Annotated in this window: 14 protein-coding genes, 2 pseudogenes and 1 riboswitch; of the genes and pseudogenes, 11 read left to right on the forward strand and 5 right to left on the reverse strand. The window is 29.4% G+C overall.

Going from position 1 to position 12,207, the window contains the following annotated elements:
• Positions 1-149: 149 nt before the first annotated feature.
• Positions 150-821, reverse strand: a complete 672-nt coding sequence (locus B5E87_RS13820) for a BglG family transcription antiterminator (RefSeq protein WP_087245858.1) — start codon at positions 819-821, stop codon at positions 150-152.
• A 70-nt stretch (positions 822-891) separates the two neighbouring features.
• The gene (locus B5E87_RS13825; protein WP_158095626.1) at positions 892-1,878 is read right to left on the reverse strand and encodes a metallophosphoesterase; all 987 of its coding nucleotides are present in this window, start codon (positions 1,876-1,878) and stop codon (positions 892-894) included.
• Between the two features lie 165 nt (positions 1,879-2,043).
• Positions 2,044-2,213, forward strand: a riboswitch (Lysine riboswitch).
• 56 nt (positions 2,214-2,269) lie between these two features.
• Between B5E87_RS13825 and B5E87_RS13830 the strand changes: the two genes are divergently transcribed.
• From B5E87_RS13830 to lysA, 4 genes are read left to right on the forward strand one after another with little or no spacing between them, the layout of a single operon-like run.
• A complete protein-coding gene (locus B5E87_RS13830; RefSeq protein WP_224759514.1) occupies positions 2,270-2,728 on the forward strand; it encodes an ACT domain-containing protein in 459 nt (152 codons plus the stop codon).
• 10 nt (positions 2,729-2,738) lie between these two features.
• On the forward strand, positions 2,739-3,635 hold the full coding sequence (gene dapA / locus B5E87_RS13835) for a 4-hydroxy-tetrahydrodipicolinate synthase (protein ID WP_087245839.1): 897 nt from the start codon (positions 2,739-2,741) through the stop codon (positions 3,633-3,635).
• 1 nt (position 3,636) lies between these two features.
• Positions 3,637-4,380 (forward strand): 4-hydroxy-tetrahydrodipicolinate reductase, encoded by a 744-nt coding sequence (dapB, locus tag B5E87_RS13840; RefSeq protein ID WP_087245841.1) that lies wholly within the window; start codon positions 3,637-3,639, stop codon positions 4,378-4,380.
• 12 nt (positions 4,381-4,392) lie between these two features.
• Positions 4,393-5,703, forward strand: a complete 1,311-nt coding sequence (lysA, locus tag B5E87_RS13845; RefSeq protein WP_087245843.1) for a diaminopimelate decarboxylase — start codon at positions 4,393-4,395, stop codon at positions 5,701-5,703.
• A gap of 12 nt (positions 5,704-5,715) precedes the next feature.
• On the opposite strand, the gene B5E87_RS13850 is transcribed toward lysA, so the two are convergent.
• Complete coding sequence (locus tag B5E87_RS13850; RefSeq protein WP_158095627.1) at positions 5,716-6,345, reverse strand: LysR family transcriptional regulator substrate-binding protein; 630 nt, start codon at positions 6,343-6,345, stop codon at positions 5,716-5,718.
• A 39-nt stretch (positions 6,346-6,384) separates the two neighbouring features.
• A pseudogene (locus B5E87_RS15740) lies at positions 6,385-6,486 on the reverse strand (LysR family transcriptional regulator); the annotation flags it as partial.
• Positions 6,487-6,651: 165 nt separating this feature from the next.
• On the opposite strand from B5E87_RS15740, the gene B5E87_RS13855 reads away from it, so the two are divergent.
• The 7 genes from B5E87_RS13855 (at position 6,652) to B5E87_RS13885 (ending at position 11,882) form a co-directional block, all read left to right on the forward strand.
• Positions 6,652-7,269 carry a YczE/YyaS/YitT family protein gene (locus B5E87_RS13855; RefSeq protein ID WP_206399314.1) on the forward strand — a complete coding sequence of 206 codons (618 nt, stop codon included), beginning with the start codon at positions 6,652-6,654 and terminating at the stop codon, positions 7,267-7,269.
• A gap of 45 nt (positions 7,270-7,314) precedes the next feature.
• Positions 7,315-7,686 carry a hypothetical protein gene (locus B5E87_RS13860; protein WP_241147190.1) on the forward strand — a complete coding sequence of 124 codons (372 nt, stop codon included), beginning with the start codon at positions 7,315-7,317 and terminating at the stop codon, positions 7,684-7,686.
• 145 nt (positions 7,687-7,831) lie between these two features.
• Positions 7,832-9,214 carry a leucyl aminopeptidase family protein gene (locus B5E87_RS13865; RefSeq protein ID WP_087245848.1) on the forward strand — a complete coding sequence of 461 codons (1,383 nt, stop codon included), beginning with the start codon at positions 7,832-7,834 and terminating at the stop codon, positions 9,212-9,214.
• Between the two features lie 138 nt (positions 9,215-9,352).
• Complete coding sequence (locus tag B5E87_RS13870) at positions 9,353-9,727, forward strand: GntR family transcriptional regulator (protein WP_087245850.1); 375 nt, start codon at positions 9,353-9,355, stop codon at positions 9,725-9,727.
• 3 nt (positions 9,728-9,730) lie between these two features.
• The gene (locus B5E87_RS13875; protein ID WP_087245852.1) at positions 9,731-10,597 is read left to right on the forward strand and encodes an ABC transporter ATP-binding protein; all 867 of its coding nucleotides are present in this window, start codon (positions 9,731-9,733) and stop codon (positions 10,595-10,597) included.
• Complete coding sequence (locus B5E87_RS13880) at positions 10,591-11,241, forward strand: ABC-2 transporter permease (protein ID WP_087245854.1); 651 nt, start codon at positions 10,591-10,593, stop codon at positions 11,239-11,241. The genes B5E87_RS13875 and B5E87_RS13880 overlap by 7 nt, the downstream gene beginning before the upstream one ends.
• 89 nt (positions 11,242-11,330) lie before the next feature.
• A complete protein-coding gene (locus B5E87_RS13885) occupies positions 11,331-11,882 on the forward strand; it encodes a DUF5714 domain-containing protein (protein ID WP_087245856.1) in 552 nt (183 codons plus the stop codon).
• A gap of 45 nt (positions 11,883-11,927) precedes the next feature.
• Here B5E87_RS13885 and B5E87_RS15320 read toward each other — a convergent pair.
• Positions 11,928-12,207 (reverse strand): annotated as a pseudogene (locus tag B5E87_RS15320) (hypothetical protein); the annotation flags it as partial.

The raw sequence follows: 12,207 nt of genomic DNA on the forward strand, positions 1-12,207 counted from the left end.
CTTCACCTCGATATAAGTATAGCACTGATGAAAATATCATGTTTTATTTTAAAGGGCTTTAACACCGTTTTTATGGAGTTAAAATCAATTACCAACATTTAACTGAAGTTAAATTTTATGCAAAAAAAAAGAAAGCCTTTCGACTTTCATTACTGTTTCTTTAAAGCTGTTCCAAAATGTAAAGCAATATAAGCTAATTCATGTTCATTAAATCTTTTATGATAATGTTCATTGACAATATCATTGAAAATTTCTGCACACTTATATTCTAATTGGAATTGAGCTTGAATTTTATCTTTTAATGGGTTGTTAGTGAGTTGATGATTGTTTTGTAAACGATCTAAAGCAGGATAGAAATGAAGTGTTATACCTGTATAGAATTCTTTGTTTTTTCTTAAATCTAATTGAAGATCGGCTTCAATACGGTTGATTGTTTCATTAATAATATCTTCAGTTTCATCATCACATAAATCAAACTCACAATTAAAATCAATATCTAACAGATTAATATTTGCTAAATACATAGTGACATATTGAATTTGATTTTCATCAATTTCAACATGAAATTGTTGATCTAACTGATCAATAATTTGTTTAGAAACACCATAATATTCATGACTTTTTAAATGATTAATCTGACTTTCACTTGTTGGAATATAAGTTCCATTGATTTCTCTAGAAATACATAAAGAAAGATGAATAATTAAGTTATCAAAAGAAACATCAGATATTTCAATATTGTGATCTTGAATAACCTTTCTCACAATATTTTCAATGATTTCTTTTCTATTTTCAAATTGACTGTCTAATTCTATAACCATAATACCTGTACCTCGCTTTTCATATGATATATTATTTGAATTCAAAAGTCTACCATAAAAAAATTTTTTCTTAAAATGAAACATATACTTCAACATATTCACAATTTGTCATAAATCTTATAGGAAATCCCCATGAACCATAACCACTGGAAACAATTAATGAATGATGATCTTGTACCAATAAACCATAATCATTATCATAAAGCAAATTGGTAATGACATTTCCAGGAAAAATCTGTCCAGCATGTGTATGACCTGAAAGCTGAATATCAGCATATTTTTGATTTTCTTTATATCGACCAGGGTTGTGATCTAAAACAATGGTTGGTAGTGAACTATCCATATTTTCACAAATTGTATCTATGGAAGTTGAAGAATGTAAACTGACATCTTCTCGTCCTATTATATTAAACAGTCCATCAATACATACAAATTTTTCATTTAAATAAGTGATTTTGTATTTTTGATAAAGTTTTTGACTAGATAGAGAAATGTATTTTTCATGGTTACCATCAATTGCATAAATACCATATTTGCAATGAGCAGCAGATAATATTTTTAATGTTTGTTCGATATAGTCTTGAGGAGAATTTTCATCAAATATATCACCACCCAAACAAATGAGGTCATATTGATTTTGATTTAATGTATCAACAAGATTTTTGATTTGTTGAGGGCTTGTTCCACTACCAATATGAATATCACTTATAAAGACTATTTTTAATGATGAAAGAGTCGTATTTTTAGGAATAGTGACATGGTAATCTGTGATCTCTTTATGAAAATGAGAGCTATATCCTAAACCAGTTATAGAAATAGATACAAGTAAAAGACATATTATAAAAAAAGAATGATGTTTATGATGAATGATATGACACCATAAATGATATAAACCAATCCATATAAAAAAACAAAAAGAGCATAGGATATAAAAATTTATTATATTGTTCCAAACAAACCATAAAGAGGATGTTGGTTGAAAAATGACTTCTATAAGAAGTGTTATGATGGCTATAAGTGTTAAAATAGATAAAGTATAACGCCAACTTTTTTTCATATGTTCAAATATACGAAGAAAATATAGAAAAGGTGTTATAATAAGAAATAAGGATAGGAGTGTATAAAATATAATCATCATAAAAACCTCTTTTCTTTTTTTACAAGTATAACATAATTGAACAAAAAATAAAGGTTGCTTTCAATGAAGTCATATGATAGTATTAAAAAAGATAGAGGTGCAAGAGTTAAGAGTTCTTTTATCAATAGATGCAACTAAAAAGAAGGAGGAACGATTGCCGAAGGGATAATTATTTGCATGTGATTATTGCCTGGGGGTATAGAGAATATCTATATCACTGTCACTTTGTAATGAAGTGGTGTGCTATTGCCTTAATAAAATAATATTTATTATTGCAATGGTACCATTGCAATTTTTTATTTTAAAGAAGGTGGAAATATTGAAATTGATTGAATCAGATCATCATATTATTCAAGTTAAATTCATGAATGTAGAAAAGAATTCATTATTTGTTGGAGATATTTTTCAAACCATTTCTTCAATGAATGTCAATATAGATATGATTTCTGAAGTGATGTTAGAAGATGAAATGCGTATTGATTTTACATGTAGTCAAGACGATCAGAAAAATTTAGATCGTGCTTTATCGTTGATAAGATCAAAACATCCACGTATGCAAATTTATCAAAATAGACAAGTTGCGAAAATTAAACTGGAAAGTCATGAAATGAAAGATGAAGTAGGTGTTGCTGCAATGTTATTTACATTATTAGGGAAACATCAAATTCCTTTACTTCAAGTCACAACATCAGAAGTATCTATTTCATGTGTGATTCCATTGGAATATGTTGATTTAGCTTTGTCAGAAATTCAAAATGAATATAAATAGGAGGAAAATTATGGAACCAATTTTTGAAGGAAGTGCAGTTGCGCTTGTATTACCAATGTTAGATGATGGAAGCATTGATTATGATGGCTTTAAAAGACAAGTGCAAAGAATGATTGATGGTGGAGTACAAGCTCTTTTAGTGAATGGAACAACTGGAGAAACACCAACAATTCATATTGATGAAGAATTTGAATTAACAAAGATTGTCATGGAAATGACAAAAGGAACAGGTGTGAAAGTGATTGCGGGAGCTGGTTCAAATGATACAGAAACAGCTTTGAAAAAAGCAAAGTTTGCAAAAGAAGTTGGCGCAGATGCTATTTTAGTTGTAACACCTTATTATAATAAGACAAGTCAAAGAGGTTTAATTGATCATTATACTTATATTGCAGATCGTGTTGATATTCCAATGATTATATATAATGTACCAGGTCGTACAGGAATGAATATTGCAGTAGATACAGTTGTAGAACTTGCTAAACATAGAAATATTAAGGCTATGAAAGATGCAACTGATAATATTGCTTATGCTATGGATGTTTTAACACATACAAAAGATTTAGATTTTGATATGTATAGTGGCTGTGATGATAATATTTTACCGTTTATTGCTGCGGGAGGAAAAGGGGTCATTTCTGTTTTATCTAATCTTTATCCAAGAGAAACAGAAAGATTTGCTCAAGCTGTGCTACATGGTGATATGGATTTAGCTAGACAAATGGCATATGATTTCAATGATGTCAGCAAATATTTATTTATTGATGTCAATCCAATTATGCCTAAGGCTGCACTGAAAAAAATGGGTGTATGTGGTGAAATGGTCAGAAGACCATTAATCCCAACAACAGAAAAAAATAAACAATTATTATTTGATGCTATGGAAAGATTTGAAAAGAAGGGCTATTAATATGAATGTATTGGTTTATGGTTTTGGTTTAATGGGTAAAAAAGTAACGCAAGCAGTGAGAGATAACGCCCAAATGAATTTAGTTGGTGTTGTTTCTCCTGTCTTTGATGCGAAAATTGATGAAAAAATGTATGCATCTTTAAATGAAGTTCATGAAAAAGTAGATGCTATTATTGATTTTTCGCATCCAGATAATTTAAATGATATTTTAAAATTTGGTGTTAGAAATCATTGTGCACTTGTTCTAGCAACTACAGGATATAGTGAACAACAAATTTTACATATTGAAGAAGCATCTTCACAAATTCCTATTTTTCAATCATATAACACATCTTTTGGTGTTTCTATGTTAACAAAGATTGTCAAAGAAGTAGCAAAAGAATTTTATGAAAATGGATATGATATTGAAATTATTGAAAAACATCATAATCAAAAAATTGATGCACCAAGTGGAACAGCTAAACTTTTATATGATGTGATTCATGAAGATATTGAAGAGACAAAAGAAGTTTATGATCGTTCTACTGTTCATCATAAACGTGAAAGAAATGAAGTTGGTATTCAATCTGTGCGTGCTGGAACAATTTTTGGTGAACATAGTGTTTTATTTGCGGGACATGATGAAATTATTGAAGTCAAACATACAGCTTTATCAAAAGAAGTTTTTGTACAAGGGGCTATTTCAGCATGTTTGAAGATTGCTGATAAAGAAAATGGTTTATTTAGTTTAAAGAATTTATATTAAAGGGGAAGAACAATGGTTTTACAGACACAGTTTGCTCAAATTAGGGATCGTAGTTTATATATTGATGATGTCAATGCAATGGATTTAGTTAAAAAATATGGAACGCCACTTTATGTTATGAGTGAAGGACATATAAGACATCAATTTGAAGAATTAAAAACAAAGTTTTTAGATAAGTATGATAATGTTTTGCCATTATTTGCTTCAAAGTCATTTAGTTGTTTAGAAATATATAAAATTGCTAGTGAATATGGTATTGGTATTGACTGTGTGAGTGCAGGAGAGATTTCTATTGCCTTAAAAGCTGGTTTTGATCCTCATAAAATTTATTTCCATGGAAATAATAAACTTCCATCTGAAATAGATTATGCGATAGCTCATGATGTTGATCATTTTGTGATTGATAATTTTTATGAGATAGAATTAATTGAAAAAATAGCAACTCAATACGATAAAACCATTTATGCAACTGTAAGAGTTGTGCCAGAAATTAAAGCTGGTGGACATGGATATATTCAAACTGGACATAAGGATACAAAGTTTGGTTTCAGTGCTAGAAATGGCATTTATTTAAAAGCTATCCAACAAATTGCCGATTCTACACATATTGAATTTGAAGGTATACATTGCCATATTGGTTCACAGGTTTTTGATTTATATGCTTATATCAGTGCTATGCATCGTTTTGTACGTTTTGCCTATGAAATATATGATCAATTAGGTATTATGGTGAAAAAGATAAATGCTGGTGGTGGATATGGAATTGCCTATACCAAAAAAGATGAACCACTAGAATTTGAAACAATCACTTCTGAAATCATGAATATTATTAAAGATGGTTATGATAAACGTGGTTGGGAAATGCCAATGGTACTTGTAGAACCAGGACGTTATGTTGTTGGTAATGCTGGAATTACATTATATACAGTAGGAGCAGTCAAAGACATTCCAGATGTTCGTACTTATATGAGTGTTGATGGTGGAATGACGGATAATATTAGAACAGCTTTATATGATGCACAATATGATGGTATTATCGTTAATAAAGCTTATGAACGTCGTGATACAAAAGTGACTGTTGCTGGAAAGGTTTGTGAATCTGCTGATATTGTTGTTAAAGACATTATGTTACCATATCCTGAACCTGGTGATATCTTTGCTCAATTTTCAACAGGGGCCTATCATTATTCCATGTCTTCTAACTATAATCAGTTACCAAAGCCAGCTGTTGTTTTTACATATCAGGGCAAAAGTAAATTAGTGATTAGAAGACAGACTTTTGATGATTTAATTGCTTTTGATGTACAGGAAGACTATCAATAAGAGGAAGAAACATTATTCTTTCTCTTTTTTGATACTTTGTAAAAATGCATTCAAACTTTTATTTTGAGAGTTTTTATGCCAAATCAGATAAATATGGAATTGTTGAGAAAAGTCTTTTAAAGGTAAAAAGCAAAGATATTTTTGATAAGCATAATAATCTTCAACAAATTGGGCTAAGATAGCAGTATCCTGACTAATAGCTAAATGCATGAAAAGAGTATCTAAATCATGGCTTTTAAAATCAGGATGACTTGTATCCATAATCACATGTGTTTGATTTTTTATATCAAAATAGTCTAAAGAAGGATATGAAGATAAAATATGATTTTTATTCATAGCAACAACAAGAGAATAAGAATAAATATGGAGATAATCAAACTGATCTTCAAAAGGAATAGGATCATGACCAACTCTAGCAGTAAATACACAATCAACTTTATGATTTTTTAACAGCTCTTCAATTTCTTGTCTAGAATCACGATAAAGGTGAATATCCATATGTTTATTGTGTTGATAAAAGTTCTGAATATTTTTAATCATAATGCAATGTTCAATGCCTTTTAAATATCCAATTCTTAATTGACCAAAATTTTCATGATGTAAATATTGAATCATTTGATAACATTCTTGATTTGCTTCCAAGACTTTAAGAGCACTTTTTAAAAAGATTTTTCCTTGTTGAGTTAACTGAACATGCTTTTTGTTTCTTATAAACAAATGAAAACCAAGTGTTTCTTCTAAATGTTTAATATGATTACTAACAGCTGTTTGAGAAATAAATATTTTGTAAAGTTTAAAGTTTTAGAAACTTCGACAAAGCATTTTAATTGTTGAATATTCATAGAAAAACTCCTTTATTATAACTTTTAGTTATTATATTATATCGTTTTTATATGAGACAATTATAATAAATTGATTAAAATAAGTATAAATTGAAGGAGTTAGATTATGAAAAAAATCATTATTTATATTATTGGTTTAAATTTTTTAGCATTAGGAATTGTATTGAATATTTCTACAGGACTAGGAGTTGCTGCATTATCAAGTTCCATTTATACAACAAGTCAAATATTTCATATATCATTAGGAACAGCCTCTATTATCTGGTATATTGTGTTTGTTGGAATACAATGTTTATTATCAAAGAAAATAACTAAGGAATACCTTTTAGAAATACCGCTATCTTTTGTATTTGGTTATCTTAATGACTTTTATGATTATATCATTCATATAGCACCATCATCTTTTATACATTCATTGTTACTATTATGTATTGCTTTACTTTGTATTTCTTTAGGCGTTTATTTGACAAGTGAAACAAACTTTGTATTGAATCCAGGCGATGGCATTGTGAAAACAATAAGTGAAGTTTTCCATTATCCTTTCTATAATGTCAAAAATATGTTTGATATTTCTATGATTTTATGTTCGCTTGTTTTAAGTTGGATAACATATAATCCTATTATGGGAATAGGCATAGGAACTATCATTTCAGCAGTTATGATTGGTAGACTTATTAAAGTCTGGCAATATCTTCTTCAAAAAAGATTATTTATTGAGGTATAAAGTTTTTATATATGTTCATAATTCACATATGAGGTGATAAACAATATGAACAATATAAAAAAAATCGTTTTTATTATACTTGTATGCATGTTATGTGTCAGTGTTGAAGCGAAAAGTGACATTCCTAAATATAAAATTATATCTAACAGTTATCAACAAACTGATATTCAAGACATGTATGATATAAAAAATCAATTACTAACAGATTATAAAGAATGGGTCAAAGGGGTTGATAATCCAGATCAGGCTTTAGCTGATCATCAGAGTGATTATCAGGCAACCTTTAACCAGGGTGTTTATACTATTGTTTTAGGAAAAGGAAATGGGAAAACCTTAACAGGAGATTTAAAGGTCAATTATTGTGAAACAACTGAAGATATAGAAACAAAATCCTTGATATGGGATTGGCTATTTTGATATGAAACAATATGTTTCATATTTTTTTATTCTCTTTAAAAATAAGAGAATAAGCAAATATTATAGGATTAAGGGTAAAATTAATGAATTATTTTATTTCGTTATCAAAAAGTGATATGATATATATCATAAGGAGGATTGTTTCATGAAACAGTTAAAACAACCAGACAATAAAATAATGATTTATCCGATCTATCACCATCAAAGTGTCTTGAATGATATATGTGATACCTTAGGATATGATATCAACACAACCATCAATAAAGACTTCAATCAATCCACAAAAGTCTATACACTTGGAAAATATGATTTTCCTTATATTCTTTTTGTTGGTCTTGGTGATGTTAGTGAACTAACTACAGCCAAACTTAGAAAGTTAGTTTTGAATATCTCAAAAAATATCAGTGAACCTGTTCAGCTGATGACTGATCATCTTGATGAAGGCATTGATAAGCATGCTTTTGTCAGAATATGGGTAGAATCACATATCATTGCCCAGTATCAGGAATGCAAGATTGGACATGATGTGAAAATGATAGCTGATTTGGATATTGTATCATCAGGATATGTTGAAAAGGATATCGAAACAGGAAGAATCTATGGAGAAGGTATCAACTATGCCAGAAGACTTGCCGATACACCATCCAATCTGATGACACCAGAAGACATGGTGAAAGAAGCTGTCGAACTGGCTAAGGCGTATAACATTGAATATACAATACTCAACAAGAGTGCCTTAGAGGAAATGAAAGCAGGAGGCATTCTGTCCGTCAATCAGGGAAGTCATATACCAGCCTACATGATTGTATTGAAGTATACGCATAATGGAAATGCACCGCATAAAGCCGTGATAGGAAAAGGAATCACATTTGATTCAGGAGGATACAACCTCAAATCAAACAGCTATGGCATGAAGTATGACATGTGTGGAGGAGCAGATGTTTTAGGAATCATGAAGATTCTTGCTGGTATCCAAGCCAAGACAAATGTTTATGGAATCATTCCAGTGACAGAGAATTTGGTGAATGGAAAAGCCTATAAACCACAGGATGTCATCACAACACTATCAGGAAAGACAGTCGAAGTCGTAAGCACAGATGCAGAAGGACGACTGATCTTATGTGATGCTATCACGTATGCACAAAGACTAGGAGCTAGTCATCTTATTGATTTAGCGACTCTTACAGGAGCATGTGTAGCTGCTTTAGGAGATGTTTATACAGGTGTTTTCGCTAATGATGATGCCTATTATCAAGAATTTGAACAAGCCATGAAAGCAGCCGATGAAAAGGGATGGCGATTACCAATGGATGATGAATATTTCGCAAAAATTAAATCAAATAGCGCAGATTTCAAAAATTCTATGGGAAAACCTGGTGCAGGAGCAAGCATTGCGGCTAATTTCTTGAATGCTTTTGTAGAAGAAGGTACAAAATGGATTCATCTAGATATTGCAGGAACAGCGGACAATGATGGTACTGGTGCAACAGGAGCTATGATAAGAAGTGTTGTTGAATTTATAAAATAAAAGATTAAGAATGTTTATGAAAATAAGCATTCTTTTTTTGTTTTTACTGTATATATACAGTATTGACAGATATAGAAAAATCATATATACTGTATATGTAAGATATGTACAGTATATATGATTACAAGGAGAAGATGCATGGAAATTATATTAAGCCAAACAAGTTCAAAGCCTATTTACGAACAAATTGTCTTTCAAATCAAAGCAATGATTATGAATGGCCAATTGAAACCAAATGATTCTTTGCCGTCTATGCGCAAGTTAGCAAAGGATTTACATGTCAGTATTATTACAACTCAAAGAGCCTATGATGAGTTATCTAAAGATGGATTTATTGTTGTTATTCCTGCAAAAGGAGCTTTTGTTGCAAGTCAAAACCAAGATTTTATTCGTGAAGAAAATTTAAGAAGAATCAAATCTTTAATTAAAGATGCATATTCATTGGCTCAGGAAAGTGGCATTTCTCAAAAAGTATTAATAGAAATGATTGAGGAAATAGACAAGGAGAAATAGTTTATGGATAATGCTATTGAAATTAAAAATCTAACAAAGAAATATAAAGATTTTATATTAGAAGATATATCAATTAATATTCCTAAAGGAACAATTGTAGGTATTGTTGGTGAAAATGGGGCAGGAAAATCAACTTTTATCAATGCTATACTTGGAATTGTTCAATCTCAATATCAGAAATTATCTTATTTTGGAAAAGATTTTCATCAATATGAAAAAGAGATTAAAGAAGATTTAGCTGTTATTTTTGAAACATCACATTATGATGTTGAATTAACTGCACAATGGATTGATCGTATTTTAAGTCATACGTATAGAAATTGGAATCATGAGTTGTATTTAAAATATTTAAAACAATTTGATATACCTTATCATAAGAAATTAAAATTCTTTTCTAGAGGAATGAAAATGAAACTTGAATTTGCTATAGCTTTTAGTCATGATGCCAAATTGCTTATTCTTGATGAGGCAACTAGTGGATTAGATCCTATTATTCGTGATGAAATTTTAGATTTAATTAGAGATTTTACTGAAGATGAGAATCATACAGTGATTATGTCTTCACATATTACCAGTGATTTAGATAAAATAGCTGATTATATTGTTTATATCCATCAGGGAAAATGTCTATTTATGCAGACTTATGATGATATGAAAGAAAATTATGGGATTATTCATGGGAATCAAAATTTGCTTGATACGTTATCTCATGATGATATTGTCAGTTATATAACTGAACCTTATAGCGTATCTATTTTGATACAAAATCGACAACAAATTCAAGAAATTTTTAAGGATTTAGAAATAAGTAGACCGACTATTGAAGAAATTATGTTATTTTATGCCAAAGGGGTGAAAAAACAATGCTAGGAATTATGATTAAAGATTGTTATGAAAGTTTTTTTATCAAGAAAAATCTAATAGGTATGATTATTTCATCTCTATGTTTAATCGCTATATTAATTTTAATGAAAAGTATTTATAGTATGATTCTTATTGTTGTTGTTGCCTTTCCAATGATTGGCATTTCAATATTACAGTATTCTATGGAGCAAGATGAAATATCCAAATATGATAAGATATTATTAACATTTCCTATCACAAAAGAACAAATTGTTCAAGCTAAATTTATATCTACTATTTTATTTACATTATTCGTACAATTATGTCTTTCATTACCTATTGTCTGTTTATTTACTGGTGTTTATCATGTGACATCCGTTCAAAATTCATTTTTCATATGGATGTTAGGATTTATTCTTTCCTTTATTATGAACTCACTAACGAGTATAGGTTTCTTTTGGTTAGGAAGTAAAAAAGGAACTGTTGTTTATATGATTTTTGTGATTACATTTTCATTTGCTTATATTATTTTACATTTTGCTTTTACAGTAGATTATTTACTATCATTACCAATGTATGTTATTATCATAATTGGAAGTATTCTTGCAATTATATTAAATATTATTAGTTATTTGATATGTGTTTCTATTTATAAAAGAAAACATTCATAAGATGGAATTATAATGATTTCATCTTTTTATTTTTGAATTTATTGAATGTCTAAGAATGTTTATATACAATAAAGAGAGAGGTGAGATTTATGGATGAAAATATGCAAATGATAAAAGATATATGTTTAAAAGAAGCAAGTCAAAATCCAATAAAAATTGTGAAAAAATTGATGAAAATTGAAAATATACCAATCCATGGACCTATTCATCATATCATTGATGGTTTTGCTTTTTTGACTGCTATGCATAATGTAGGAGTTGAATTTGATTTTCCAAAAGCCTTAGATGAATTAGAAATCAGAGGAAAGAAAATGCCAGGAGCAACTTGTGGACAATGGGGAATTTGTGGATCAAGTTCTTCTGTTGGTGCAGCTTTAGCGATTATTCATCAGACAACACCATTATCAGATAATGAATATTATAAAGATAATTTAAAACTGACTTCATTAGCACTTGGCAACATAGCTGAAGTTGGAGGACCAAGATGTTGTAAAAGAAATGCTTATCTTTCGTTAAAAACAGCTATCAAATTCGTTGAAGAAACGTATGGTATTCTATTAGAAGATACTGATGAAAAATGTGAGTTTTCTCATTTGAATCAACAATGTATCAAAGAAAGATGTCCATTTTATCATCACTAACAGATATAAGAATTTATTATTAAAAGAAAAATGACTGAAAATCAGTCATTTCAGGCTGTTGACAAAGTGGTAGAATTTTTTATTAAATCTACCACTTCTTTTTATTTTTTTTGCAAATTGACAAATTTGTACTATTTTCCTTATATGTCTTTCTTTTTTGTTCGGTGAGGTCGTATTTATGAGACCTCTCCTTTTTTTCATTCTCGCCAATTTGCCTAAATTATGGCAGCCAAAAATAATCAACGATTCCTGTTGATTTTTCTTTAGTCCTCTTATTCTCGTAAACCTTAATCCATGCTTTTCTTTGCAGTCTGCATAGACTCTT

The organism is Massilimicrobiota sp. An142 (assembly GCF_002160725.1).
In the GTDB taxonomy this organism is placed as follows: domain Bacteria; phylum Bacillota_I; class Bacilli_A; order Erysipelotrichales; family Coprobacillaceae; genus Allocoprobacillus; species Allocoprobacillus merdigallinarum.

Excerpts from the sequence above, each read along its gene's own strand:
- B5E87_RS13820 (WP_087245858.1), bottom strand. The coding sequence starts at position 821 with ATGGTTATAGAATTAGACAGTCAATTTGAAAATAGAAAAGAAATCATT.
- B5E87_RS13825 (WP_158095626.1), bottom strand. The coding sequence starts at position 1,878 with ATGAAAAAAAGTTGGCGTTATACTTTATCTATTTTAACACTTATAGCC.
- dapA (WP_087245839.1), top strand. The coding sequence starts at position 2,739 with ATGGAACCAATTTTTGAAGGAAGTGCAGTTGCGCTTGTATTACCAATG.
- dapB (WP_087245841.1), top strand. The coding sequence starts at position 3,637 with ATGAATGTATTGGTTTATGGTTTTGGTTTAATGGGTAAAAAAGTAACG.
- lysA (WP_087245843.1), top strand. The coding sequence starts at position 4,393 with ATGGTTTTACAGACACAGTTTGCTCAAATTAGGGATCGTAGTTTATAT.
- B5E87_RS13855 (WP_206399314.1), top strand. The coding sequence starts at position 6,652 with ATGAAAAAAATCATTATTTATATTATTGGTTTAAATTTTTTAGCATTA.
- B5E87_RS13860 (WP_241147190.1), top strand. The coding sequence starts at position 7,315 with ATGAACAATATAAAAAAAATCGTTTTTATTATACTTGTATGCATGTTA.
- B5E87_RS13865 (WP_087245848.1), top strand. The coding sequence starts at position 7,832 with ATGAAACAGTTAAAACAACCAGACAATAAAATAATGATTTATCCGATC.
- B5E87_RS13870 (WP_087245850.1), top strand. The coding sequence starts at position 9,353 with ATGGAAATTATATTAAGCCAAACAAGTTCAAAGCCTATTTACGAACAA.
- B5E87_RS13875 (WP_087245852.1), top strand. The coding sequence starts at position 9,731 with ATGGATAATGCTATTGAAATTAAAAATCTAACAAAGAAATATAAAGAT.
- B5E87_RS13880 (WP_087245854.1), top strand. The coding sequence starts at position 10,591 with ATGCTAGGAATTATGATTAAAGATTGTTATGAAAGTTTTTTTATCAAG.
- B5E87_RS13885 (WP_087245856.1), top strand. The coding sequence starts at position 11,331 with ATGGATGAAAATATGCAAATGATAAAAGATATATGTTTAAAAGAAGCA.